This is a genomic window from Paenarthrobacter nicotinovorans, assembly GCF_007670255.1.
Lineage (GTDB): Bacteria > Actinomycetota > Actinomycetes > Actinomycetales > Micrococcaceae > Arthrobacter > Arthrobacter nicotinovorans_B.
In genome coordinates this window covers 1-26,063 of record NZ_SZVS01000016.1, presented here as the reverse complement: position 1 = coordinate 26,063, position 26,063 = coordinate 1, and the positions used below count along the sequence as shown (strand labels likewise).

General features: G+C 61.3%; 16 protein-coding genes. 10 read left to right on the top strand and 6 right to left on the bottom strand.

Annotation, left to right across the window (positions count from 1 at the left end; translation table 11 throughout):
- The first annotated feature begins 3 nt into the window (after positions 1-3).
- Genes FDP28_RS19210 through FDP28_RS19185 form a run of 6 tightly spaced genes read left to right on the top strand, consistent with a single transcriptional unit; the run spans position 4 to position 7,328 of the window.
- Positions 4-1,623 carry a hypothetical protein gene (locus FDP28_RS19210; protein ID WP_144663208.1) on the top strand — a complete coding sequence of 540 codons (1,620 nt, stop codon included), beginning with the start codon at positions 4-6 and terminating at the stop codon, positions 1,621-1,623.
- Positions 1,623-3,206 (top strand): ATP/GTP-binding protein, encoded by a 1,584-nt coding sequence (locus FDP28_RS19205; protein WP_144663207.1) that lies wholly within the window; start codon positions 1,623-1,625, stop codon positions 3,204-3,206. The genes FDP28_RS19210 and FDP28_RS19205 overlap by 1 nt, the downstream gene beginning before the upstream one ends.
- A gap of 13 nt (positions 3,207-3,219) precedes the next feature.
- Positions 3,220-5,043, top strand: coding sequence for a type IV secretory system conjugative DNA transfer family protein (locus FDP28_RS19200; RefSeq protein WP_144663206.1), 1,824 nt, complete (start codon positions 3,220-3,222; stop codon positions 5,041-5,043).
- On the top strand, positions 5,040-5,678 hold the full coding sequence (locus FDP28_RS19195; protein ID WP_144663205.1) for a hypothetical protein: 639 nt from the start codon (positions 5,040-5,042) through the stop codon (positions 5,676-5,678). The genes FDP28_RS19200 and FDP28_RS19195 overlap by 4 nt, the downstream gene beginning before the upstream one ends.
- A complete protein-coding gene (locus FDP28_RS19190; RefSeq protein WP_144663204.1) occupies positions 5,671-6,750 on the top strand; it encodes a peptidoglycan DD-metalloendopeptidase family protein in 1,080 nt (359 codons plus the stop codon). Before FDP28_RS19195 ends, FDP28_RS19190 begins: the two co-directional genes overlap by 8 nt.
- Positions 6,747-7,328: a hypothetical protein gene (locus FDP28_RS19185; protein ID WP_144663203.1), complete on the top strand. Its 582-nt coding sequence runs from the start codon at positions 6,747-6,749 to the stop codon at positions 7,326-7,328. The genes FDP28_RS19190 and FDP28_RS19185 overlap by 4 nt, the downstream gene beginning before the upstream one ends.
- A 1,201-nt stretch (positions 7,329-8,529) precedes the next feature.
- Here the strand turns inward: FDP28_RS19185 and FDP28_RS19180 are convergent.
- Both FDP28_RS19180 and FDP28_RS19175 read right to left on the bottom strand, forming a co-directional pair.
- Complete coding sequence (locus FDP28_RS19180) at positions 8,530-9,696, bottom strand: hypothetical protein (RefSeq protein ID WP_144663202.1); 1,167 nt, start codon at positions 9,694-9,696, stop codon at positions 8,530-8,532.
- Between the two features lie 86 nt (positions 9,697-9,782).
- Positions 9,783-10,733, bottom strand: a complete 951-nt coding sequence (locus FDP28_RS19175) for a hypothetical protein (protein ID WP_144663201.1) — start codon at positions 10,731-10,733, stop codon at positions 9,783-9,785.
- 277 nt (positions 10,734-11,010) lie between these two features.
- Between FDP28_RS19175 and FDP28_RS19170 the strand changes: the two genes are divergently transcribed.
- Positions 11,011-11,649, top strand: a complete 639-nt coding sequence (locus FDP28_RS19170; RefSeq protein WP_144663200.1) for a hypothetical protein — start codon at positions 11,011-11,013, stop codon at positions 11,647-11,649.
- A gap of 327 nt (positions 11,650-11,976) precedes the next feature.
- On the opposite strand, the gene FDP28_RS19165 is transcribed toward FDP28_RS19170, so the two are convergent.
- Positions 11,977-12,657: a hypothetical protein gene (locus tag FDP28_RS19165; RefSeq protein WP_144663199.1), complete on the bottom strand. Its 681-nt coding sequence runs from the start codon at positions 12,655-12,657 to the stop codon at positions 11,977-11,979.
- Between the two features lie 261 nt (positions 12,658-12,918).
- Between FDP28_RS19165 and FDP28_RS19160 the strand changes: the two genes are divergently transcribed.
- A complete protein-coding gene (locus FDP28_RS19160; RefSeq protein ID WP_186313722.1) occupies positions 12,919-14,610 on the top strand; it encodes a site-specific DNA-methyltransferase in 1,692 nt (563 codons plus the stop codon).
- Positions 14,607-17,156 (top strand): DEAD/DEAH box helicase, encoded by a 2,550-nt coding sequence (locus tag FDP28_RS19155; protein WP_186313721.1) that lies wholly within the window; start codon positions 14,607-14,609, stop codon positions 17,154-17,156. Before FDP28_RS19160 ends, FDP28_RS19155 begins: the two co-directional genes overlap by 4 nt.
- 167 nt (positions 17,157-17,323) lie before the next feature.
- Here the strand turns inward: FDP28_RS19155 and FDP28_RS19150 are convergent, their stop codons facing one another.
- Complete coding sequence (locus tag FDP28_RS19150) at positions 17,324-18,730, bottom strand: HEPN domain-containing protein (RefSeq protein WP_144663196.1); 1,407 nt, start codon at positions 18,728-18,730, stop codon at positions 17,324-17,326.
- 56 nt (positions 18,731-18,786) lie between these two features.
- Positions 18,787-23,271 (bottom strand): MobF family relaxase, encoded by a 4,485-nt coding sequence (mobF, locus tag FDP28_RS19145; protein WP_144663195.1) that lies wholly within the window; start codon positions 23,269-23,271, stop codon positions 18,787-18,789.
- Positions 23,272-23,707: 436 nt separating this feature from the next.
- On the opposite strand from mobF, the gene FDP28_RS19140 reads away from it, so the two are divergent.
- A complete protein-coding gene (locus tag FDP28_RS19140) occupies positions 23,708-24,115 on the top strand; it encodes a hypothetical protein (RefSeq protein ID WP_144663194.1) in 408 nt (135 codons plus the stop codon).
- A 346-nt stretch (positions 24,116-24,461) separates the two neighbouring features.
- On the opposite strand, the gene FDP28_RS19135 is transcribed toward FDP28_RS19140, so the two are convergent.
- Positions 24,462-25,814 (bottom strand): ParB/RepB/Spo0J family partition protein, encoded by a 1,353-nt coding sequence (locus FDP28_RS19135; protein WP_144663193.1) that lies wholly within the window; start codon positions 25,812-25,814, stop codon positions 24,462-24,464.
- Positions 25,815-26,063 lie beyond the last annotated feature (249 nt).

Genomic DNA, 26,063 nt, shown 5'->3' with positions numbered 1-26,063 from the left:
ACGATGGCGACACGATTCATTGGTGGGGAATCGGGGCACCGGAGTTTCTTTGGTGGCATCAAGTCCAAGACTCAGCTGGTTGGTTTGGCTGTGTGCGTTGTGGGCGGCTTCTTCGGCATGATGTTCACCGGCTGGCCGGGACTGGTAGCTGGCGTGCTTGCCGCCGTGGTCGTGTACTTGGCGACGGCCTCCACGCACCGCGGCTCCTACTGGGAGCGGCGTAAGCGCCGGGTTCGTTGGAAGGAACGGCAGAAGGACGGCACGGACCGGTTCATCCCTTACAGCGCTGCTGCGTGGGAGGAGGCCAGCGCTCTGGCGGACCTGGCCAGGAGCAAGGGCGAAAAGACCAGGATCATGGCCGCTGTCCGGTCCCGTCCGGACGGGGCCGATGGCATGGGCTGGCTTGATGCCCGGACCGGGAAGCCCGGGATTGCCTGGCATGCGCCGATCGGGGAGCAACCATATCTGTCGGTGGCGTTCGAAGTCTCCGGGCAGCTGCGCGGTGCTGAGTCCCAGCGCAAGCAGGACCAGGCGCAGGCGGGCTTTGGTTCGATGTTGGCCGGGTTCGCCCCGGCGTCCAAACTTGTCAGCGGCGTCCAGGGCCTCACCCGTGTCCTTCCGCCGGATCTGGCGTTGAACGAAGCGTGGGTTCAGGACCACCTGGCCGCAGATGCCCACCCTAAAGCCGTTGGCTCTTACCAGGAGGTTCTTGAACGGACTGGCCGGGGCACGTTCGTGCAGCGGCATTTGGTGGTCGGCCGCTGGCCTTTGATGCCGGATTTCTACGCCACGGCAGCCCGGTACGGTGCGGGCCGGGACGGCTGGCGGCGATTGATGGACGCTGAAATTTCCTCCCTTGCCCGCGCTTTGCGGGCTGCGAAGCTCGGAACGGTGCGCCCGCTGACGGCCCGCGCGGTGGTGGCCATGATGCTGCACCAGCAAAACCCGTCGCGGCCGCCGCTGATGGTTTCCGGGGTCAAGGCCGATCAGATGGGCCTGCCGTCCCAGGACCAGTGGAACTCCACCTGGGTCAAAGGAACCAACCCGATCACCGGTGAAGAGGTCGTCTGGGGTCACCGGACGGCGATGATCACCGCCGAGAACATGGAGACGGGGGAACGGACCCCGTACTGGCTGCTGTCGCTGCTGCACAACGCCGGCTCCGGGGCACGGACGTTGAGCTTTCAGCTCGAAACCGTGCCCGCTGAGCAGGCACGCCAGCTGGCCTCAAAAGACGTCGTGCGGGACATGGCCGCGGTGATCGCCAAGCAGAAGAAGGGCCAACTGGTGGACCCCGCAACGGACGTGAACCTGAAATCGGCAAGGGCACGGGGTTCTGACCTGATGCCGGGAACCGGTCAGCATGGCGTGAACTGGGTTGGTTTCATCACCATTTCCGCCCAAACGCAGGCCGGCCTGACCGAAGCCGCCCGGCGCCTGGAGGAAACAGCCGGGCAGTCGGCCGGGATCCAGAAACTTGAATGGCTGGACACGTACCAGTCCGCGGCCGCCGGGGCCACGTGGCCCATCTACCGGGGTACCCGTCCGGCGACACCGACGCTTGGAGCCAAGATGATGAACCAGCTGGCCGGACGTGGCGAGAAGGAAGAGAAGGTGGCCTGATGGGCCCGGTCGAACAACTCAGCAAGGAAGCCATCACCGAATCCCGCGATCTGGGCTTTCCCCTGATTCCCGAAGCGGAACAGACAGTCGTTATCGATGGTCCCGGCGCGAAGGGGTCCTGGATCCAGCGGGTGCCGATCGTGGGCGGCATCCTCAGAACGTTCTCCGCTCCGGTCATCGAAGAGGTCCAGGTCCTGGAGTCGGGGGAGTGGCCCCCGTACACGGAGCAGGGCACCCGGTTGCGGGTGAACGAGCGCAAGGCCAAGAACGGGTTCTACGCTCCGGCGTTCCAGGGCGCTCCAACGACAACCCGGCAGGCCGAGATCCTGAACACGGCCCTGATCGCCGCTCCCACGGGTGTTGAAGGCGTGGCCGCGGGCCGGGACGTGCTGTCCCAGACGGCCATCAGCAAGGACCCATTCACCGATTACAACTCCGTCCCGCGACGGATCACCTCAACGAACGTCCTGGTGGTCGGTGACGTCGGAGCCGGTAAGTCCGCGTACACCAAAACGGTGTACGTGATCCGCCCGCTGATCCTGCGGCACCGCCGCGCCGTGATCTTCGACAAGAAGAACGAAAAGGGCGAGGGTGAATACTCACCCATCGTGCGGGAGTTCGACGGGGACCACATCAAGTTCCGCATGGACGGCACTGGTGTCATCTTCAACATCATGGACCCCGCCATCTCGGGGGTGAACGATGACGGCCTGAACAACCAGCTCGTCTACCTGAACACCATCCCGGCCCTGATCCGTGACGGTCACGGTCCGGACGAATGGGAACGCAAAGCACTGCGTCTGGCGTACCGGACCATGTTGCAGAATTTCGAGGACGGCAGGACGCCGACCACGGCGGACCTGCACGACCTTCTTGGCGTCATCAACCCCGCCGATCCCACTCTGGCTGGCATGAGCACGGCCACGCTGGAACGGCTCCACGAAGCGGGCATCTCGATGCGGTTCTGCTTCAACGAACTCCTGGAAACCTACGGGTCGATCTTTGACGGGGAAACGTCCAAGGACGTGCGGCTGAACAAGACCCTGACCTCGTTCGATATTTCCCAGTTGCCGGACACCGGTCCGGCCATTCCCATGGTGATGGGCTTGGCGAACTTGTGGCTGCTGGGCACGGTCCGCCGCCCCGAATACCGGGGCATCCGGACCAACGTGATCAACGAAGAGGCCGGCCACATCCTGGGCGGCCCGCTGGCCGTTCAGCAGCGTTCCAACATCAAGCTCTCCCGCGGCCTGGGGTTGTCGAACATCTACAACATCCACAAGGGCGCCACCGACGTGCCCCCGGGATCCCCGGGCATGGCCGTGATCGAAGAGGCCCAGACAGTGCACATCTTCCGGCAGGACAAGCCCGAGGCAGCCCAGTGGTGTGTCAGGACGTTCGGACTGAACCCGGACTCCGCGGACGACATCATGGTCCTGCGCAACGGCCACCACCTGCTCAAGTCCGGCGCGGACGCACCCGAAGTGGAAATTGAGCACGTCCGCTCCGCCTGGGAAGTGGAAATGACCAACACCGACTCGGCCCTACGCGAAACCGACTCCGCGTACGCGGACGTGGCCTAAAAGGGGGAAGACCTTGAGCGAGAACATCACCGTAGAAAAGCACAGCCCGTCCGGTTCAACAGTGAAGAAAACCGAACGTGAACTGATTGTCCTCGCCATCCTCTCCGCCGGCCTCTGGCACGTGGCCCTGGTCTGGACGACGGGCCTGGCCTTCGCCAACTGGATGGAGACCTGGAAGGCGCTCCTCGGCTCAATCATCGGGCTGATAGCCCCCGGACGGGCCACTACTCCGGTGGCCGTGAACGGCAACCCCGCCGATCAGTGGGGCTGGCCCCTCACCGTCTGGATCATCCTGGTCGTGCTGCTCATCGCCGCCTACATCGGGGCCCTGTTCGGCCTCAAAGCACTCCGGGCCCGGCGCAGGAAGGCCAAGACGGGCGAGAAAGGCCTGAGCACCGCCAAAGGGCTCAAGTCCCGCATCGAGGGCGCGGAGAAGTCCTCCCTGGCCCCTGCGGTGTATGTCCTCGACGGCACCGAGATCGCGATCCGCACCGAAGACACGGCCTGCACCGTGGCACCGCCGAAGTGGGGAAAGACCACGTACATGGTCGCCGGGATGGTCGCTGACGCTGCCGGTGCCGTAATCACCACCAGCACCCGTCCTGACGTGCTGCGCCTGACTGTCGGTGTGCGGAAGGACCTGGGGACGGTGTACGTCGCTGACTTCGATGGTCTGAGCCAGTACCCGCACAAGATCCGCTGGCACATGGTTGGTGGCTGCGAGGACCCCCAGGTGGCCTCCGAACGGGCCGCGGCCATGGTCAACGCCATGCCACGGACCGGAGCCCCGTCCTCAGCTGACCGGTACTTCGATTCCGGGTGCGTGATGATCCTTGAAGCGTTCCTGCACGCCGCTGCGCTCAAAGTCGGCGGCTCCATGCGTGACGTGATCCGCTGGTCGCAGAACTTCGCCGAACATGAACCGGCCAACATCCTCCGCTCCAAGTCACCCTCAGTGAAGACCTGGGCAGGGAACCTGGATGAATGGTGCCGGCAGAACAACCCAGACACCATCGGTAACACCAAGACCACCCTGGGTAAGATCACCGGCCCGATGAAGAACGAGAACGTTCTGTCCATGCTGTGCGCCACCGAAGACGATCCCGGCATCGACCTGAACACCTTCACCGACGCACCCAACAGCCTGTACTGCCTCACTCGCGTCTCCATGAACGCCTCCACCGCACCGATCGTGACCGCACTGGTCGAATCCCTCGTCCAGGCAGCGATCCGCAAGTCCGGGTCCATGGCCTCCGGGAAACTGAACGTTCCGCTGTCCGTGATCCTGGACGAAGCGGCCAACACCTGCGCCCTTCCCTCCCTGCCGTCGCTGATGTCCGAAGGTGGCGGCAACGGCATCCACACCTCCGTGTTCGTCCAGACCTACTCACAGCTGGTGAACCGGTGGGGCGAGGAAGGCGCGGAAACGATCTTCGATTCCGCGGCAGCGAAAACCATCTTCGGCGGCATCTCCGACGTGAAGTTCCTGACCAAGATTTCCGATCTGATCGGCAAACACTGGGTCGAACACACCTCCACGTCATCCTCGACCGGCAAGGACGGGGTATCCTCGGTCAGCACCTCCAAGACCAAGCAGCTCGACACGAAGATGCGCGTCGATGAGATCCGCAAGCTCTCCCAGGGCAAGGTCCTGCTGATGTACCGCGAGATTGAAGCCGTCGTCAACGTCGTGCCTTGGTGGGAACGGCCCGACAGCGCAAAGTTCAAAGCCTCCCGCGTGTGGTGCCTGAAACAGGAAGGCATCACCGCCGAGACCGCAGCACAGGCCGCAGCCAAGGAAACCGAAGCCGAAGCGAACCTGGCAGCCGCCTCATGAGCAGCGAACCGTTCCCCGAACACCCGGCACCGGTCCCGGCAGGGGTGGACACCACCACGGGCGAACTGACAGGCGAAGTACCGGGCCTGGCGGATGTCCTTCCCGAAGTGCTGGACCGGCTGGACAGCGTCGAAGAGCTCGCGGCGAACCTGTTCGAGGAACTGACCAGTTATCCCGCTGGTGGTCCGTGGTTCTGGAAGGAACTGAAGCCCGAGCAGCGCAAGGAACTGTGGGCGGAGCTGGACACCTTTGTCGTGTGGCTGCAGAACCGGATCCTCCGGCACTGGTCCAACTCCGAAGGCTGGATCCCGGCCTGCTGGTACCGCCACCCCGATGCGGTGGAGCTGCTGACCGCGCTGATGGTGGCCCACAAAGCCGCCTACGGGGCGAAGTCGAAGAAGCCAAGCTTTGAGCTGACCGAATGGTTCAGCCGCGGGCTGTGGCCAACAATGGAGACCTTCAAACAGCGCAGCACCTTCAAGTACTGCCTGGAGAACCAGAGCCACGCCGACTCGACCAGCCAAGGATTGGAACTCCACACCGAAAGCGACGATTTCGAAGCGTTCGTGGACGAAGACACAACCAACACCGACGGCGCCCAGACGGAAAACCAGGCGGAACCGGCCGATGCGTAAGGTCCTCTTCGTCCTGGCCCTGCCGATCCTGGTGGTCATCGGCCTGGTCGGTGTTGCGCTGATCTCCGTGGGAGGAAACGCCTCCCCGGCGCAGGCGGCCGCGTGCGTGAACGTCAACGGGACGACCTTCAACGAGAAAGAAGTACCCAACGGCTGGGGGCCACTCGTGTCCAAGGCCGCCGGCGTCGCCGGTGTGCCCGCGTCGGTCCTCGCCGCGCAGCTAGAGGCCGAAAGCAACTGGAATCCCAACGTCACCTCCCCAGTCGGGGCATCGGGTCTGGCACAGTTCATGCCCGGCACGTGGGCCACCTACGGCCAAGGCGGTGACATCCGGAACCCGGCCCACGCGATCGCCGCCCAAGGCCGGTACATGGCAGCGCTGGTCAAGCAGCTGCTTCCGCTGGCCAAGACAAGCAACCAGGACATCATCAAACTCGTCCTGGCCGGTTACAACGCCGGTCCCGGCGCGGTCGAGACCCACAAGGGCATCCCGCCATACGCGGAGACTCGAGCTTACGTGGACAAGATCATGGACACCGCCCAGACCAAGTACGGCGAGTCCTGCCCGGCCAGCGGTGTTGAAATTGGTGCGCTGACCGGCAAGTGGTCCCACCCGCTGCCCGGGTCGACGTTCACCTCAGGGTACGGGCCACGGCCGACACCTCCCGGGACGCTGAACATCGGCGGGAACTTCCACTACGGCATCGACTTCTCCACCCCAGGGGCCGGCGGAACCGTGCTGGCCGTGATGGACATGAAGATCGTCATCGCCCACGAACTGCAGTCCAGCAGCGGAACCTGGGTCGCTGGTGTCAGCCTCGACGGCAAACTCACGGCCACCTACTCGCACATGGCCGCCGGATCGCTGCGCGTAAAAGAAGGCGACACGGTATCGGCCGGCACACCCCTTGGTACCGAGGGGGAGACCGGAAACGTGGCAGGGCGGCACCTGCATTTCGAAATGTACTCCGGCGCCCCGGTGGATCCCCGGCTGGGTGCGGTGGATCCCAAGCTGGGCGAAGTGAAACCCATTGACCCGACACCCATCCTGAAAGGCAAAGGCGTTCTATGAGGCTCCCCAAGACACTCGCCGTCATCGCTCTGGCAATGGCACTGCCCCTGGCCGGGTGCGGCCAGGGCAGCCAACCGTCAGCGCCCTCACCGACAGCGACGGCGACACCGAAACCGGCCGCCATGGACGTCACGGTGAAACAGCTCCTCGAGGTGGACCGGAGGAACCCGGACAAAGTAGCTGCCGCGTTCGCCGAACTCATCACGCGCTGGGACGTCACGAACGACAAGACGGAAACGGCAGCCGCGGTCCGTGCGTATCCATTGATGATCCCGGAGCTGGCCAAGCGGACAGTGGAGCCACAGCGGAACGCTTCACAGGCGTTGTGGCTGGAGCTGGCGCCGCTGGGTGCGTTCTCCGAACCGTCGATCGGCCCTGGCGTACCCATCGACGGGGAGGAAGGCACGGACACCGAGGACGTGGCCTACCGGAACTTCACCGCCACATGGACGTGGCGGGACGCTGACGGAAAGCACCTGAAAGCGGACAAACGGAAACGCAACATCTTCCTGGTCCTCACGCGCAGCAACGGGGCGTGGTCGGTGGCCGACTACGTCACAGAAGACCTTCCCGCCTAAATGGAGGTCCATCCTTAGTCTCGGAGGGCCGGCAGCCCTCCCACCTTCTGCCGGCCCTTCGTTCCTCTCCCCGTCAAAGGGAGTGGAGGCCACCGCACTGGTTATCGCTGATAACCGGGGCGGTGGTCCGTTCTTAAGAAGCATTCGACCAGGCAAGCAGCCACCGGTCGGCGAATCTCCGCTGGATACGGTCAACCCACCTCCATAGCCGGGCACATGGGGTCACGCTCACTGCTTTCGCTTGGCGATCCACCACGCGCGGCAGTACCCCAACACCTCCACGACCTTTGAAACGAGTTTCAGCACAGCCGTCGCGAGGTTCAGACTGACAGTTATTCCTTGAATGTCATCCATACCCACATCAGGCCCGAACCAAGAACCATCGTGGGGGACGTGGCCCGTGTTCGCATCTCAAAGGGCTAAGGCGATTGCTTCACCGCTTTCGTGTTCGGTCCAGCAGTGCCCGAGGCCGCGTCCACACGAACAAATTCCCCCGGGGCCGGTTCGGTAGACATTAGCCACACCGTGACTCGCTCTCCTGCGTGTGCTGATGATCGCTGCGCGTTCGACCACGTCACGTAACGGCGCTGCAGATCGGAAGCCATGCCTGACGTTTGGATTGAGTTAGACACCACGGGCAGGGATTTGTATTCAATGCGCTTACCCTCCGGAGTACTCAGCGCTACAACGTTGAGAACGGCCGAATCCTGCCCCTTACGGTTGTCTATATCGGCGCTAATCCAAGAGCCTGGCACGACGCCAATAAGTTGAAGCACGGCCAGGGTTTCGGCATCAGGTTGCTGCGCTGCCGGCACTTGCAGGAGAACCGTTGCGTCTTTGATACCCACCAAATACGTGCCCGGTCCTGAGGGTTCAGGAGCGCTTGCAGACTGGTTTGTGGCGTTCGGGGGTGCCATGTAGTCATTACTTTGAGGTGCCGCTGTGGTTGGGGAAACCGACGGGGACGAGGCACAGCCAGCCAGAAGTACGGCACAGATGGCGAATACCGCAAATTGAGCTTTCATGTTTCGTCCCCTTCGCCAGTCGTTGACCCCGGTTTACATGTTCCAGTTCGGCATAATCAAGGGCCTGGCTCATGACGGTTCTATCCGAGTCCGGGCCAGTCAGGGTTATACCTGTGCGACCGGGCTCTTCTCTCTCCAGGATGGTCAAATGATTCGTAGCGCGTCCACCATCCGGGTTATCTCTGATGTCCAGGACGGTGGACACTTTGCTGCTTCGGCGCCGTTGTATCTATGCTGCGATTCCCTGCCTCAACCGCCCGTTGTTGGCGCAGCTGCTCCAACGCGGCTTTGACCTTCTGAGATCCTTCAGGCTTCATGATCGTCTGAGCTGCTTGGGCGATGGCCTCTTCCGTGCGCGGTTTGGCGGGCGCACCTGGTTGGCGTGACTGCCTGAGGTAGGCGTTCGCGGCCGCGACCAGGCGGCGGGGTTCGTTGGTGGCCACGGCCAACGTCACCTCCTGCTCCACGGTCTTCCCAGCGGCCCCGGCGATGCGCCGAATCCGAGCCAGAGCTTCGCTTTCGGAGCCGTCAAACACTACACTTGATCCAGAAGCAACAGCGGGCCCTCTGCCCCGGCCACGGCCGGATTCATGGGAGACCGTCTGCTGGACCCCCGGACTTTGCTGCGGCAGATGGGGGTTGCTTCGTTTAACGGACACATCCGCGCCGTCCACGTGCAACACCGTGGAGATATCCTGCAACGGTTCGAACCATTGCTTATCGCCGACAGCCAAGTTCCGACGGAACGCCCACACGCTCAGATCCGCCGCCCACAACAGCGGCTCCCTGCTCGGGGACGTGTGATGGACATGCACGAGACGATCGATACTGCCGGCAGAACGCAACTGCTTGAGCACGTTGGCGTCATCGGCGTCTCCGCCCGGGTGCGCACGGGCATTGCGGGACTCGACCACCAAGAGCCGTACAGCGTTTGGGCCGGAACCACGCGTGAGCTCCTTCGTCAAAGCACCCAGGCATTCATGCCGTGCGGTCTTCATGGAAGGGTCGTCTTTGCGGATCTGGGTCTGCACCGTGACGATGTTGTACTCCGCAGCACCGGCAATGTAGTCGATCATCTCCTTGATGACCCGTTTCCCTGCTGGGGTTCGGTACGCCTCGGTGGTGTGCCAGTAGGTGCTGCCCGGAATGTCCATCAGGACATCCCTGACAAGGGCTCCCTGGTCACGGCCGACGATGACGGCCGACATCGAATAGAACGGCCGTTCATCCGTATGCAGGGGTTCCCTATAGGACTCATCAATGAAGGCCACAGGTCCAGTAGTCGTCCGGTACAGCTCAGCCAGCGGCCTGTCCTTCAGGCCGAAGCCATGCATTCCCCCCAATGGACCATGCCCTTTCTTTCGGAAGCCTAAATACTATCGGGGCTTCCTCACTGGTAGGCCGGGACCGGGATTCTATGTAGGGCATCTCAGCTTTCTCGGAAGATCAAGCGCAGCGGGTCGTTTGCGTCATGCGCGGATACGACCTCGTCGAGGATGGCGCAATATCTGATCAGTTCCAGCGGGTCAAGCTCGACCGCGTTTCCATCTATGGCGACGAGCTGTTCCCTTCCTGCGGTTTCTATCGCGCACATAATGAGGGCGTAGAAATCCGCCACAGCGGTATAGATGAACTCTTTGAAAGCCTCGTTTTCGGAGGAGCCGATGGAACCGGAAGAAAAGAACTGGTCCGACAGTTCAGCGAGGGTGAAGCCCTTAGCAACATAGGCAACATATCGTTCTACAAGCCAGGCCCCGGAAACGTCTTCGCTGGTCATGTAGGACCTCAACGGGTATCGGAAAATCATCGGCTGGAGATACTGGTCCACCAAAGGCCAGAGGATGTCCGGCTCTCCACCGTTTTCCACGAACATAGCCGCCATCGATTGCTGGTGTTCCTCGAAGGCTGACAGCTCCAACACTTCTGAGATCTCAGGGATCCGCACACATGGACGTATCGCGGTTGTCCGGCTTGGGCTGGCCATTTCTACTTCCAGTCCAGAGTCAGCGTGGTGGAGGATCTCCGAGGCGGCGCGGTATTCGGGAAATTGCTGGACCGTCTCGTGCCAACGATCTTCGGAGAACTCAGGATAGGAGCCCACAAACATGGCTTCTCCGTTGGTTCCAAAGATCCTTGTGCACATTCCCTGGACCAAAGCGATCGAAGCCAGACCTGCTGGCGTCGCTCGAAGTTGCTTCTCATATTCGGACACCAGCCAGGTCACCTCTGACCTTGACACGACTGGTGGTGCAATCCATTGGGGAATTTTCTTCTCTGGCAGGTAGGCCACCTGACCAATCGCGAAAGCCAGATTCGGTCTGACTCCAACACCCTCAAGCCGCATGCGAAGCCCGTTGGACGCGCCGTCCCTAAGTCCCATAGAGGCATCATGCGGTATGACAGTAGATTCTCAAAGGCGAAACTATGATCAGAGCATTGGGCGGCACGTTGTTTCACGCCCCGATGCATCGACACAGCCCCGGGAGGCAGACGTGACAGAATCACCGCGAAAAGAGCCCACTCAATACCAGGTCCGTAAAGGTCCCGACGATTGGTGGAACGTAACGTACCTTGGCCGACAGGGCACCCGTTGGGATCCCCTGAGCCGCGAAGATCAGCCGACGCTGCCGACGCCTCCGCATGAACATGCTGACCAAATGCCGGAAGACAACCGCCGCGCAGGTCGATGGAGCGAATTCTTTCAGGACCTTCTCGTTCAGTTCCTGAAGGATGTGGCTGATGAAGCTAAGCCACAGATTAGGTTGTGGTGGGACGAAACTGGCCGTCCCCGAGCCATAGCTTGGATGAAGGCGGCCGCTAAGAGTATTTGGAAGCGCGTAACTCAGAGAAAGTCCAGCGTGCCGCGTGACCACGCCCCCGAAGACGCAAAAGTCACTGACGTCGACCCCTCGACAGCTATTGATCTGGCCCACGGGGTTGCGGCTGGTGCCACAGCCGACGCGGTAAATATCACCGCAGAGCAAGCCCAGAAAGAGCTTGAGGATATTGCGGTTCTCACGAAACTTGTAGCCGCGGAACTACAAAAGCTATCTGCCAACGTGAGCAGAGAGCTCGGTGAGTCGGACGAGTCGTTCTCGACACGGCGGGAGGAAGCGGAGCAGCTTGCTGTTCAGAATGTCACGTCTAACGTCCAACTGATGCTGATACAGGGCCTCGATCTGGGCGAGGCGGTAAAGCTGCTGGCCACGAACACTCCTCGCTTCGCTGCTGACAGGGTCGAGGCTGGGTCGTTGAGTATCGAAAGCTCATCCTATCGACCGGGAACCGCTCAGTAGCGGAGCTGATGCCTCTGTATTGCCCTTTCCACTGCCGAGTGCTGGTGAATACAGAAGTAGGGCCACCCCCACCAGCACTGCACTATCCAGCACAACACTTACAGGGGACGACCCTACTCTGAGCCTACCTGCTCTCGCTGCCGTCCCGCTCCTGCGTTCCGTCCGTCCCGCTCACTTCGGTAGTTATCAGGGTCTTTCGGGGAGCTTTACTGGCTTACGGGCGTCCCCGTGACCCCTGGAAGGCTATAGCTTATCGGGCTGACAGTTTGGAAAGATGCAGCATCCAGCGCGCTGCGGCTTTGCTGGACATGTGACTGCCCTGATTACTTAGCTTTCCTCGCCTTGGATCTGGGCAAGTTGACCGTGCCAGTCCCGCCGCCAAGAACGGCCTGCGGAGTCTCTGAAAGTCAGGTCGACTGCTAGGCCGTCCGTACCGGGCCGGCCATCCCAAACTTTCCATTCGTTGTCCGATTCAAAGAACACACTGGTTGTCTTGTTCCGCGTGTACCGCACACCATCCTTAGGGTCCTTATGACTGAAGACGTATTCGTTGGGAGACATGTTGAAGGCATAGTTGACTGCGGTGGCCCGCATGTCCTCTGGTCCGAGCGCGACATACGAATGAGTCCGGACCACATCTGTGGGCATAGTCAGATTTGCTCTCTTGGCCAGAATCCGGCACTCGACATCGTAGACAGGGCCGCCGTTACCATTGCGAACGAAGACTTCGACAGCGGGGTCGCTCCCTTTGGCGTCCTGAAGCCAGGCCGAGACGCTGCTGGCCTCACGCTCAGTCTCCATTCGGCGGGCCATACTGAGCTGCGCATTCGTGGCTTCCCAGGTCCTCTTGGCGTACAGAGCGGCAAGGAATGCACCAACCAAGAGGCCGACGGTCACCAAGAGCATCCAAAATGCCCACCGCGCGGATTCCCAAGCTGCGTCAGCAGCACGCTGGGCCTGCTCGTTGGGGTCGATGGCCGCAAGGGTCTCAAGGAGCTCGAAAATCATGGACATACTAAATCACGGCCAGAAGTCCTCTAACATTCCAGGCGAGGCACCTGCCGTTCAGCTTTCCGCGGCCTCCCAGACTCCCTTTTGCTACCCGGCGCCCGGGCGCTGGATGAGCATGCATCCATTCCGCAGCGTACGACCCTTCATCCCGCCAGATGTAGGGTTGGAAAGTTCGCCTTCTCCCTTCCCAAAGTGAGAGCACGAAAGGCGATGAAGCAAGAAGTCCACGTCAGGTGGGGCGACTTACTAAGGAGAGTCATGACGGCGCACTATCAAGGGCGGCTCGAACTTACGTGGACCAACAAAGATCGTAGGCTGTTGGCACACGATGGTGGTGACACCTTCGAGTGGGTTGACCCCCACGATCACCGAGTCGCTGAGATCCGCCTACTCAACAGCGTGACAAGCGTCGGCGACACTGCACCTGAGACTCGACGCGCAAGTGACAACTTGTTGATCAGAGGCGACGCTCTCCACGGGCTTTCCTCGCTCGCTTCACTACCTGAGTTTCGAGACGAGTACGTTGGTAAAGTCCGCCTTTGCTACATTGATCCCCCCTTCAATACAGCCCGCGCCTTTGAACAGTATGACGACGCTCTGGAACACTCGGTCTGGCTCACGATGTTGCGTGATCGACTCACCCAAATAAATCGGCTTCTTGCAGACGACGGCGTCGTTTGGCTTCACTTGGACAACTCGGAAGTCCACCGCGCACGTCTGGTCATGGACGAGGTCTTCGGAGCGGACAACTATCGCAACACCGTCATCTGGCGGCGGACCACGGGCAAGTCGGCGGCCGTACGGAACCTAGGAACCATGCACGACACGCTCCTCGTTTACGCCAAGAGCGCTGATACAAAGTTCCGTCCCATACTTCTTCCCTATGAAGAGAAGTATCTGAAAAGCAAGTACTCGGCCGCAGACGAACGAGGCCCCTACACTCTCGGTGATTTAACGGCAGCGGGGATTCGTAACGGAGACAGCGGCGAGCCTTGGCAAGGGGTAGATGTCACGGCAAAAGGACTGCATTGGCGCGCACCTCAGGCCACCGAAATACTTGGTTCCGAAGCCGTATCCATGACCACGCGTGAAAAACTAGATGCACTCCTTCTTGCTGGTTACATCCAGCTTCCTAAGGGCGGTGGAACGCCTCGTTTCAAGCGTTATCTGGACAAAGACGGTGGAGTCGCGGTAGGTGACCTCTGGACAGATATAACAGTGCTGAATTCGCAGTCAAAAGAGCGCCGTGGATTCGACACTCAGAAGCCGGAGCAGCTCATTGAACGCATAGTAAAAATTGCGACGGACCCGGGTGACATCGTTCTTGACTGCTTCGTCGGCTCCGGGACTACTGCCGCCGTCTCGCAGAAACTTGGACGCCGATGGGTTGCCATCGAGCGCGTTCCGGACACGGTGGAGAACTTCATACTGCCTCGCCTGAAAGCAGTAGTAGAAGGTAGGGATGACTCCGGGGTCACCAAGTCGAATGGATGGGTTGGCGGGGGCGGTTTCCGGGTACTCGATGTTCACCCGTCCATGTTCGAGCGAACAGAAGATGATCGCGTCGTTGTCGCTTCCTGGGCAACAGCCGGCAAATTGGCAGAGGCCGTAGCAGCACAGGCATCCTTTTCCTACGATCCCGATGGGGCCCCGTTTTGTGGACGAAAAGGTAAAACGCGGCTAGCCGTTGTTGACGGCCTGCTCAACCCAGAAGTTCTAGACCTACTTGTCTCTTGGCTCGACGAAGAAGAGCTGCTGACTGTTTTTGGGACTGCTGTTGACCCTGACTGCCATGCTGCACTGGCTGAACTACGGCTGGGATCGAACGTTAAGAAAATCCCACAGTCGATCCTCGATGACTACCGGCGGTCCTTTCAATCCGGCGGAACTGTCATTGAGTGGCCAAGCGTCGTCCTGACTGGCGGGGAAAGCAAGGAGACTGTGCGGTGAATTCTGTCCACATAGACCTCGGCGCTCTTACGGCCGTCTCCAAGCGGCTGGATCTGCGAGAGCCAAACCGTGATGCCATCGAGTCCATCGCCTTCGAGCTCCTTCGCCATTTTGACATCGAACAGCGCTCGGCACCCTTCGAAGGAGTCGTGGACTCGGCAACCGGTATGGGTAAGACGTTCATTTTTGCAGGGGCACTGGAGTATCTGGCCCTCGTCCCTGGCATACGGAACTTTGCCCTTGTAGCTCCTTCACGAACGATTCTCGAAAAGACGGTCGCCCAACTCACGCCAGGCAATCCCAAATCAATTACGAAGGGGATGAACGCCCCCCTGGTGGTGGTCACCGCTGATAACTTCAACACGCCCTCCATGGCTTCGGCCATGGAGGACGACTCCAGAGTGAAGCTGTACGTCTTTACAGTTCAATCCTTGCTGAAACCATCCACGAAAGTGGGCCGACGCACCCACGATTTCCAGGAAGGGCTTGGCTCCGGCCTGTACCAGCGGATGCAAGAAGCCGCCGACCTGGTGATCTTCGCGGACGAACACCACGCATATTACGGCAAACAGTTCTCTGCAGCGGTCCGCGAACTGCACCCTTGGGCGCTCATCGGCCTAACAGCCACCCCCCACAAGTCCACTCCCGAAGATCAGATCATCTTTCGGTATCCACTTGCTGCCGCGATCGCGGGTAAATACGTCAAGACACCTGTCATAGTCGGGCGCCGCGACGACAAAAATGATCCCGTTACCAAGTTGCTGGACGGTACTACGCTCCTTGAGCGTAAACGCGAACTGTCAGATCAGTGGTCACAGGCAAAAGGTGTACCCCGAATCAATCCGGTCATGCTGGTTGTGGCTCGCGACATCACTGAAGCAGAGCAATGGGCAAATATTGTGCGGTCTCCGGACTTTAAGGGTGGAAGCTACCGCGATTCCGTTCTGATCGTTCACTCGAAGTCAGTACCCGCCGCGAAAGAAGAGACTGAGCTCCGTCGGCTCCAGGACATTGAGCACTCAGATTCCCCGATCCGCATCGTCATCTCGGTACAGATGCTGAAAGAAGGGTGGGACGTCAAGAACGTTTACGTCCTTCTATCCACCCAACCGTCATTGTCTGACGTCCTGACCGAACAGGTCCTGGGGCGCGGCTTGCGCCTCCCATTCGGCGAATACACGGGTATCGAAATGCTGGACACCTTGGAAGTCCTGGCGCACGACAAGTACGAGGATCTACTGCGGCGAAAAAGCGTCTTCTCCGAACAGTTCATGGACCATAAGATTCGGGCATCTCTGAGAACCGATTCTCAGGGAAATGTAGTGGTGGTTCGCGAGACGGAAACAGTCGAGACCCCTGTCCTTCCCCAGTCTGGACAGTCGCAACTCCCGAGCTGGACGCAAGACCAACCTGGCGGAAGCGGTATGTCGACCAGCTCTGCCGGGAAACTCTTAGCCCCAGACCTATCTGAGATCCCTTCTGGAACCCCGGCGCTTGCAACCATTGACGCACGGGGGGAGGCAGCCGCGGCTCAGCACTTTCGTTTCAACACAGAGATCGCGCCGAAGCACCCGATACAGATTCCACTGCTTCGACCTGTCGCGGTAAAGTCAACGTTTTCGCTGACCGATATCACTGACCACGAGCAGTTCCGCAAACTCGGTGAACGGCTCCAAACCTCCCCCGACGACACACTACGACGCACAGTAGTGACAGCGGAGGTGTACACAGATCCGTTTATGGGCATGAAGTCGACTCGAATTAGGACGACCGAAGCGGTTGACAGAGTCGAAGCATCGGGCTTGGTCTTCACCATGTCTGAGCTACACGCCATCTTGACTGACGCGGTTCTCGGGCTCGGGATTGTCGCGGCGCGCAAAGATCAAGGTGATGTCGAGCGCCGCGCCGTGGAGCCAATTCTCGATGCCTTCCTTGAAGGCCTGAACGGCGGTGCGGACACCCTCCTTTCAGCGTACTTAGGTAGGGCTACTGCTCTGCTCCTAGACGCAATCAACAAGGAATACAGGCGTTTCGCGTCAGCGCCCCAGTTTGAGGAAGTTGTGTCCGTTTCGACAATCAATGCGATTCGCCGGAATACCAGACCTGTAACCGGGAACCGGCACGGTCCCTTCGACCGAGGACAGGCATACGAGGGATGGCAACGATCAGTTCACGCAGTGAACTGGTTCGATTCCGCGCCCGAACGTGATTTGGCCATCCTCCTTGACGAAACTCACGAGATAACCGAGTGGTGCCGGCTGCTCAATGACGATCTTTCCATCGTATGGGCATCGTCCGGACGCCGATACAACGCTGATTTTGTAGCGGCGTCCCAGGACGGATTTCGTTGGATCATCGAGGCCAAAGCTGATAACCAAGTGACTAGTGACGAGGTCATTGCTAAGCGGGAGGCTGCAAGACGATACGTGAACAAGGTAAACGCGTCAGGCATCACGTCAGACACCTGGAGATACCTGCTAGTCACCGAATCGGATATCAAGACTGCCCGGGGATCATGGGCGGCCCTTAAGCGACTTGGCCAATAGACCGCTCACTGCCCTTGTCCGCATCAGTCTGGCCGCCATGACGTCACTACCTCGTAGTCGCCACCTTCATGAATGCGGGTCGGGCGCTGGCTCTGACGTGTTTGCGGAGCCTCATGAACAATGGGCCAGACATCTCTCGTTGAGGGAGTTGTTGGAAGGGCGACAGCCTAAAGGTGGCCGCTGTTCGCATGGTCATCGCTGTCCGCTTCGACTGCGGTGAATGTTCCCAACGCACCCTGTTCAGCCCAAACGTGCTCTTCGTCCATGTTGGCAAGGGCATACATGAAGCTCTGGGAGTTCCTCACTGCTCCCCGGAGATCCTCGGGGGAAACAATCTCAAGGAGAATGCGAAGGACCAGCACCCACTTGCAGGAGGTTGTGGCAACGAAGTAGGGCCCGAGTTCCGCAGCACTGAAGGTCCCAAGCAACTGGTGGCTCTGGTCGTTGCGGATCTTCTTGACGATCGCCAGCCAGGGCTCCAGTTCCGGTCCGCACACACCAGGAGCAATCTCCAACACTGGAGATACCAGTTGAACAATTCTTGCGTGATAGCTGGGCTGGTCCACATAGCTCAGCGCGTCACGCAGAACCTTGTTCGCGACACTTTCATCCGTCAGACCTTCAGTTACCAGCGCGTGGACACCAGCCAGGCGCGCGGCCTTCATGGCACGCTCCACCCCTCGCACACTCACTTCATGAAACGGTCGCTCGTTGATGTGCAACCTGCGATGCAACCCCTCCAGCGCCGTCACTAAAACCTGCGCATCGACCTGCACAACAGTTGGCTTAAGGTTGGCGATGTACGGGAACGGGTTAAGTTTCGCCGCTAGCACCAGCCATGAAGCCATTTCCTCCATCCCCAGCTTTCCCAGGGGGACTAATGCGCTCGACCGAAGGAACTTTTGTTCCTCTTGCTCCTTGTGAACATAAGAACACCACCCCGGCCCCACAAGGAAGATCTCGGTGACCAGGGGCAGAGGCGCCTGTTTTTGGGTCCAGAGCCCAAGAAGCTGCGCAGCCGGCGACTGGACATCCTGTATCAGCATTTCCAAGGGCGACGGGGTTCTGGCCATGAAAGTCAGGCCGGCGTTCTGGTCATGTGTCCACGGTGCCAGCTGCCCTGGAACGGGGCCCGCAACCTCTGTTTCTGTTGTCCAGTTGACCGCCGAAGCAGGAATTGGCCAAGACCAGCGGATTCCGTCAACTTCTTCATCTTCACCTGATATGTGTGCCCCGTGCAGGCGTCGCTGACCTTGGAGTACCTGACGGTCCTTGAACGGCAAGGCCGGACCGGGCTGCATATGAGCGTCCAGGAAAGTGACCAGCGATTCATCGCTGAGGCGGCCGAAAATCACCCTGGCCGCGAAGTCGGCTGCGATCTTATCCGGAGCCCTACCGTATCGAATAGCGCCATCACCGAGGATTTCAACTTGCGCTGGTGGAAAGCAAAAGCCAGTAAGCCTGAGAGTGTAGCCGTCTTCCGTATACTCGACCGTCCCAGCAATCTCGTTGCCGTCCTTAACCCAAAAGACGCCTGGTTGTTCTTTGTGTTCAGGAAAAACTTCGTCGGTCATCGTGCTCCCAAGAGTCTATGAGGTGCGACGGGCCAGCACCTCAAAAGGATCCATCTCTACAGGTTATGTCCAGGGCCGCGGCGGTCCTGTTGCGGGCCCGGGTCGTTCGCTTGCTGGGGTTCTGCACGTCGAGCCTCCTCCTCAGCACGGCGTGCCTTGATCTGATCCAGAGCTTCCCTGACCGCCTCAGTATTCCCACCCACGGGTTCCTGTCCTTTGCGCTTGGCTCGGTTCTCCCGGACCTTGCGGGCGAGTGCGGCCATGCGTTCGGCGCGTTCCTGGGCGGGGCTGAGCTGCGCTTCCGTGCCGCGTTCCTGCTGGAGGTGGTCAACGACGTCTTCGGCCGGTGTTGGGGTTTCCTTGACGATGGCTTCGACCTGGGCGGCCTCGGCCATGAGTGACGCGTCATCCGGCGACAAGGGTTCCTTGGCGGTCTGGGCCGTGTACTTGTGCATGGCCGTGACCCGCTGGCTGAGCTCTGACCCAAGACCCTTGTCTTGGTGGTCAGCCGGGACGGGTGCCGCCTGGCTGGTTGGGATCCGGTACATGTCGCGGTAGGTGGAGATTTCCACGGCGAGCTGCCGCCATTGTTGCTGGCGCGCGGGATCGGACGGAACCGGTCCGAGGGCAGTTGCCCAGGTTGGGCTTTCGGCCGCGAGCTGTGCGCCAAGCCGGGTGACTTCGGTGGCCATGATTTCCCGGCGGGCAGCCAGTTCTGTCCGCCACAGGGCCGGGGTGTCGTCATGTGTGACGACGTCGGCCGGTGCCATCCATGCCGGCAGCCGGTCAGCTGCTGCCTCGATGCTGACGGGGGCTGGTAGTTGGCGGCGCAGTTCGATTTCAGCACGGATCCTGCGGTGGATCTGCGCGGCTGCTTCTACCTTGGGTGCGTTCTCGTCCCGGCGGTAGTTGCTCAGTGCGCCGCGTTCGTAGGCTTCATCTGCCCGGGCATCGGGGCGCATCAGCTCCCGAAGCGATTGTTCCTTGTGCAGGGACGATGCCACCCACTGTGCTTTACGTGCCGCTGCGGGGTCGTTGATGGTCGTATCCGTCCGGGCCTGTTGCTGTGCGGAGCGGAGCCGTGCTGCCAGGTCATCGTCGCTGAGGTGGCCGTGGAGGCGCCGCTGCCACGGCGTATCTTTCCCTTCGGCCATCCAATTGCGCGTGAGTTCTTTCCGGTCCGGGGTCTCGGCACCAGGTGTGCGCGCTGCTTCGGCTTTGGCGCGCATCAGCTCGCTGATTGCGCGGCGGTTGAGGCGTTCCAGTGCTTCGTCGGTGATGGATTCAAGGGGCCGGCGACCGGGTTCGGCAGCGCGTGCTCGCCACCGGTCGAGGCGGTCCTCGATACGCCAGGCCAGAACGGCGGCTGGATCCTCGGACGCTCCGAAGTCTTCCTCGTTCACGCTGTCTTTGAGCAGGTGGGCGAGGTTGAAGCCTTCGTTCTCGGCCGCGCGCAGGTGCGTGGCCACTGCTCCCCAGGCGGGGGATTTCGTGAACGTCCCGGCGATGCCTTCGCCGAGTTCACGGCGGGCGATGTTGGCCATGCGCAGCTCGTTGGCCTGGGCGTCGATGTCCCGGTACTGAGCGGACATGTCCGGGAGGGACCGGGCTTGGGCGCGGGCGACATCCATCTGTTCGTGCGCGGTGAGGTTCCCGTCGTGGTTGGCGGCCACGGCTGTCAGCACGTCCTCCATGGATTCTCCGTCGCCGACGATGCCGTAGAGCTTGTTGGAGTACCGGCCACGGGAGGCGGCGACGTAGGCCAGGGCGCGGGACAGTCCCGAGCTGATCAGGGCGTGCACGGTGTCGCACGTGACGCCCTGGGTGCGGTGGATCGTTGCCGCGTATCCGAGCATCGTTTTGCCGCGCACATAGTCGGCGGGGAGTGTGATGGTGCCTTGGTGGCCGTGGTGCCGGACGGTCAGGGAACCGTCTTCGTGGGTGGTGAGGACGTTCCAGACGTCGTTGTTTTTGACGAAGTCTTTGCCCCGGTTGGTCGCGAGGCGGCGGTTGTTCTCGCGGGTGACGATGATGTCCCCGGCGCGGGCGGTCAGCCCGTCGCGCAGCAGGGCTGCCGAGGTGTCCGGGTCGAGTTCGCCGGTGGCGATCCGGTATGCCTGGGCGCGGGCGTTCAGTTCGGTGACGGTGGCGTTGTCGAAGGCCATCATGATGGAGTGCTTGCCTGCGTTGGTGTCTTTCTGCCACGCCTCGAACACCTGGGCCGTCATGGTTTCGGCGTCCCCGCCGACGACGCGGCGGTTCTCCCGGTAGAACGTCCAAGGGTCATCGACGCCGTGAACCGGGGGTTCTCGCAGGGCCAGGGTGGCTGCTGCTTCTGCCTCGTTCGCGGTGCCGTCGGCGTTCCGGAACCGGTGCAGGTCCTCCAGGTGGACTGCGCCGACGGTGTTCTTCAAAAGGCGCAGCGCGCCGCCGGAGCCGACGGCGGAGAGCTGCTGGTCATCACCGAGGGCACGGACCACGGCGCCGTGCTGCTCTGCGATGGTGACGGCAGCGGCAAACCGTTGCGTTCCGACCATTCCTGCCTCGTCGATGATGATCACATCGCCGGGTTTGGGCGTGTTCTTCTCATCCTGGGTGCCGTTGGTGTGGGCGAGAACGAAGGAGTCAATGGTGGTTGCGGTGGCTCCGAGTTCGGTTCCCATCACGGCCGCGGCCACGGCGGTCGGTGCCAGTCCGAAGACGCGGCCGCCGGCTTCACGGACGGTGTCAGCGGCGAGCTTCAGTGCTGTGGTCTTACCTGCACCGGCTGGGCCGACTCCGATCAGCAGCAGCCGGTCGCTGCAGGCGAACTCTTTGGCCATGCGCAGCTGCCCTGCGTCGAACGTCTTCTCTTGTCGGGCCAACGCAGCGTCAAAGGAATCGACGGTGGCGGCGGGGATGACGACGCTTTGCGCGGCTGTGAGGAGCCGGTCTTCGCTGTGGAGGATCCCGACTGAGGTGTAGAGGGTGGAGTGTGGTTTGCCGTACTTGGATCCGCCGTTGGCTAGGCGGAGCGCGTCGATGTCGGGGGTGCGGGTTTCGGGTGTGATGCGCAGGGAAAACTGGTCCGTGGCACGGGCGGTGACTTGTTCCAGGAGTGCCTTGGGGATGGGCATTTCACCGAGGCGGGAGCCCAGCCGGCGGGTTGCTTCGGCCCTGATGTGGTGTTCTCCCCACACGCCCCTGGTTTGCTCCAGGCGTTCAATAACGCCTTGTGCTTCGAGGATCGGATCGATCTCGTCAGCGTGGGCAACCATCCACGGAAGACCGTCTCCTTGGGCGTCCTCGGCCCGTGCGTCGTGCCGGTGCGCGCGTGCTTTCTCGAGGGCTGCAGGGCCGACGACGACGCCGGGGATGTTGCCGAGTTCTTCCATCCATTCGCCGACAAGGGCGGAGAGTTGGCGGGCTTCTTTCTTGCTCGGGCGGGTGTCCAGGGTGGCCTGCTGGGCCAGGGCAATCAGTTGCTTCTTGGTGGGTGCGTAGCCGTGCTTTTCGGTGAACTCGGCGGTCAGTTCATCCATGACGGGTTTGATGCCGGCACGACGGGAAGAGGCTGCTTCGATGGCTGCGACGTCGACGCCGGCAATCTCGATGACGGGCCGGTCACCGGTGACTTTGCGTTCCTTCAACCCGACACCGAGGCGGGTGCAGATCTTCTCCATGACCACCCTGTTGTACATCTCGGAGGCGGCCACGTTGAACTGGTAGAGCAGCCGACCGTCGAGGCTGGACCACTTCCCGTCAGCGCCCATGACCTTGTTGGAGACCACGATGTGGTCGTGCAGCTGCGGGTCTCCGTTGCGGGAGTCGTAGTGACGGAACTTGGTGTAGATGAGCCCGCCGTCAACGTCTTCCTGGCGGACGCCGTTGCGGCCGCGGCGGGTGAAGGTGGCTTCCTGTTCGAGGTAGGCCATGGTCTCTTCGATGGCCTCGTTGTGGGCGGCTTCGATCTCCTTGCGCGCCTCTTCACCGCCGATGGCCCACAGCACGGACGCTGACTTCGCGGGCGCGAACACGAGGTCGTATCCGGCGACGGTTTGTGCTGCTGGTTTGGTTTGGGCGGTGATGAACTGCCCGAGTTCTTCCTTGTCGGCGGGGTTCCGTCCGTTGAGCTCGCGGAAGTACTGGGCGCCCTCTTTGGTCCGGATCAGGCGCCGGTTGTCCGCATCTGGTTCGCGGTGGTTCATGCGCTGGTAGTCGCCGGTGGCGCGGTTGATGCGCGCTTGAAGTTCGTTGTCTTTTTGCTGTGTCCTGCGGTATCGCTGGCCCAGGGCCACGTCCGCTTTGGGGTCTGTTGCCAGGATGGCGGTGGCGTTCGGGTGGAGTCCTTCACCGAACAGGGCGGCCATTTGGTCTTCGGTGACTTCCCCTGAAACGTCCAGATTCGACGCTCCGCCGCCGCCCCATTGGCCCGGCGGGTTGCCGTCGACGGTGTAGTAATCGCCCAGATCACGGTTGCCTGCGCGCAGCTCATCACCGCTGGCGACTTCACGTGTGTAGTACGTGTATCCGTCGCCGGCACTGAGCTTGTGCACGGTCATCACGGAACCCAGCTTACCGGCGAAATGGCCTCACTTGTCGATGATGCATGAGGTGTGACAGATATTGCGCTTTTTGGGTCTGTGGAATTGGCCGATGTGAGCTTGCGAGCGGTGCTCAATGGAACGGAACGAAAAAGGGTAGGATCGGGCCATCAAGGTTTGATGCGGTTCTGCACATGAGAATGGGCGGTGGGTAACACGCTTTTCGTTCTCCACGGTGCGTTCGATTGTGTGGAACCGTCGCCCTGGTTATCCCCGGGTGGGCAGCGGAGAGACCGTCCTTATCTCGGAGCTGTCCACGTGTGGACAACCAGGGCATGACCAGCCCGAGCGTAAGCGAGGACCATTGCGGCGCATCGCCGCCTCCCGTGCCACCAAGTGCGGCGCCCGCCGTAGGGTCGTGGCACGGGCAACCCCAGGGGAAGGGAAACCAGTCATGGCGACACCACGGAAATCAGCACAGCAGTTGGCGGCGCGGGAGAAGGCTCGCGCCAAGGCCAGGGAAATGACTGAGCGGCACGAACGCCTGATTGAAATGGCCGCAGAATTCTTTGAACAGCAGGAGCAGGCCGAGCAGGTCCGTGCCGAGGCGCAACAGAAGGCTGACGCGATCCTGGCGAAGGCAGAAACCGATGCCGAAGCCGCTGTGCTTGGGTCCGCGCGTACTGTCAAAGCGATGCTCGACTCCGGGGCTGCGAAGTCGGATGTGGCGGCGCGTCTAGGTCTGAGCGGGGCCGAGGTCAAGCGGCTCGCCGATATGGTGTCCGCCGCAGCGGACACAACCGAGAGCCCCGCGGAAGAGTCTCCCGAGGGTGCCGAGGAATCTGAGGCAGAGGCTGCCTGAGAGGCATTCACCTCGAGTGATTCACAGGCTTAAACACGAAGGGCCGGCTTGGTAGCCGGCCCTTCGTGTCCTTCGGCAAAAAAGGAAACCTATTGATTTCAGCTTAGCTGAAGATGTGTGAACGAATCGCAACCAGGGGTTTGGTGGGGTGTCGTGGATTCTCCGGGATCCGCGGCAGTGTCTTTCGTGGGCGGTGGGTGCGTTGTTGGCGGTCCGCCGCTGGTGAGTGGCTGCTGTGGTTCGCCCCGGAGCGGCGGACCGCCCGCGCACGAAACGGTTCCAGGCCGACGATGTGGTTAGTGGCTCGGTGCCTTGCCGGGCGGGGGTTCCGCCCGGCAAGGTTCTCTTATGCCGCTTCGGTTTCCTCGGCGGGTTTTCCGCTGTCGATGATCATTTGCTCGGTCTCACTCGCCGTGTATCCCCACTCGACTAACTGGTTCAGATAGTCCCGGTGGTTCTGGCTGGGCCGCCGCCATGAGTCTTTGGCGATGGTCTTCTCATACCCGGCGCAAACCAGCGCGATCAGAGAGAACTCGGGCCGGGCCGTGGACTTGGCCACGTGATCCCGCAACGGGTTCCATCCCCACCGGTCCGTCTCGTCGGACTTCGCTCCAACCATGTCAGCGGCCACCTTCCCGTCATAGCCGCTGGCCGTTTCAGGGTGGTGCGTGAGCGCGTAGGCGGTGAAATGCTGCCAGCCCTTCGGTGCCTGCTTTTTCGCCAACAGGTTCCTGACGAACTCACGCCTTACGATGGTGGCCGACTCTGCGGCCTTGTTGTTGGCGATCAGGGTTTTTCGTTCGGCCTTCTGTTCCTCGGTCATCGGTCCTTTCTGGACATTGCTACCGCCGTCGTAGCGTTCGTGCCGCGGGGTGAATCCCAGTTCCTTCCAACCAGTGATCACCAGTCTGACACTGTGCTCGCCCCGGTAGTCGGTGGAGACAAAGGCAGCGTTCGCGTCCTCGTCGGTGGCCGGTTCCCCGTCGGCCCGGTTCGCTGCCGAAACGAATAGGTTCTCTTCGTCGGCGTAGTGCCCGGCGTAGTCAACAATGGTTTTGCCCTCGGCCTTCAGCCCATCGATCAGTTTGGTGAGGGCGGCCTCGCGTGCCCGGTCATCCCGGATCTGCTGGGCGACGTGGAACAGCTGGTCGGGTTCGTCCATGAGGACCGATTCGAGGTCTGCCGTCGCGGCCTCGTCCTGCTCAAACTCGGCCATGATCAAGGCAGTTTCGATGCTCCATCCCCTGCCCAGGGCGGCGGTCCCGGCCTCGGATGCTTTGGCTTTCAAAGCTCCCTCGACGGTGGTCTTTTTCCGTCCGGTCTTCTTGGCGATCGCCGCCGCTGAAACGCCGATCAGGGACAGTTGGTGGTAGGCGTCCGCTTCGTCGGCTTCGGTCAGTTCGGCGCGCTGGATGTTCTCCACGACCTGCGTGACGATCCGTTCGGCCTCCTCCGGGCTCTCGATGATCATCACCGGGATTTCCGTGCGCTGGGCTTCGACAGCGGCGCGGGTGCGGCGCTGGCCCATCAGCACGTGCACCGTGCCGTCGTCCTTGCGGTGGGCGATCACCGGTTCCATGACGCCGTGCTCTTTGATGCTAGCGATGAAGTCAGCCGTCAGGGCTGCGTCTTTGCGGACGTTAACGTCCACGGTCAGGGTGGTGGGATCGAGCATTTCCAGTGTGGGTGCTGCGTTCATTGTGGTGGTGCTCCATTCTTTGCCGAAATGGTTGGCGGGTGGGGCGGCTCAGGTGACCGGCCAGCTCCCCTTCCCCTCCAGTTGTTTTTCGTTGCTGGCACGAAGTGCTCTACGGGGCCGACGGAGGCGTCTCCTCCCCTGGGCAAGGTGGCGGAAATCTTCGAAAGGAAAGAAGCGACGCAGACATCTCACGTGTTTAGGAAGTCAAGCAGCGAGCTCTGCGGGTGGGGTGAAGGCTGTGGTTTCGTC

Excerpts from the sequence above, each read along its gene's own strand:
- FDP28_RS19205 (WP_144663207.1), top strand. The coding sequence starts at position 1,623 with ATGGGCCCGGTCGAACAACTCAGCAAGGAAGCCATCACCGAATCCCGC.
- FDP28_RS19190 (WP_144663204.1), top strand. The coding sequence starts at position 5,671 with ATGCGTAAGGTCCTCTTCGTCCTGGCCCTGCCGATCCTGGTGGTCATC.
- FDP28_RS19170 (WP_144663200.1), top strand. The coding sequence starts at position 11,011 with ATGCCGGAAGACAACCGCCGCGCAGGTCGATGGAGCGAATTCTTTCAG.
- FDP28_RS19210 (WP_144663208.1), top strand. The coding sequence starts at position 4 with ATGGCGACACGATTCATTGGTGGGGAATCGGGGCACCGGAGTTTCTTT.
- FDP28_RS19150 (WP_144663196.1), bottom strand. The coding sequence starts at position 18,730 with ATGACCGACGAAGTTTTTCCTGAACACAAAGAACAACCAGGCGTCTTT.
- FDP28_RS19195 (WP_144663205.1), top strand. The coding sequence starts at position 5,040 with ATGAGCAGCGAACCGTTCCCCGAACACCCGGCACCGGTCCCGGCAGGG.
- FDP28_RS19165 (WP_144663199.1), bottom strand. The coding sequence starts at position 12,657 with ATGATTTTCGAGCTCCTTGAGACCCTTGCGGCCATCGACCCCAACGAG.
- FDP28_RS19160 (WP_186313722.1), top strand. The coding sequence starts at position 12,919 with ATGACGGCGCACTATCAAGGGCGGCTCGAACTTACGTGGACCAACAAA.
- FDP28_RS19140 (WP_144663194.1), top strand. The coding sequence starts at position 23,708 with ATGGCGACACCACGGAAATCAGCACAGCAGTTGGCGGCGCGGGAGAAG.
- FDP28_RS19135 (WP_144663193.1), bottom strand. The coding sequence starts at position 25,814 with ATGAACGCAGCACCCACACTGGAAATGCTCGATCCCACCACCCTGACC.
- FDP28_RS19175 (WP_144663201.1), bottom strand. The coding sequence starts at position 10,733 with ATGGGACTTAGGGACGGCGCGTCCAACGGGCTTCGCATGCGGCTTGAG.
- FDP28_RS19185 (WP_144663203.1), top strand. The coding sequence starts at position 6,747 with ATGAGGCTCCCCAAGACACTCGCCGTCATCGCTCTGGCAATGGCACTG.
- mobF (WP_144663195.1), bottom strand. The coding sequence starts at position 23,271 with ATGACCGTGCACAAGCTCAGTGCCGGCGACGGATACACGTACTACACA.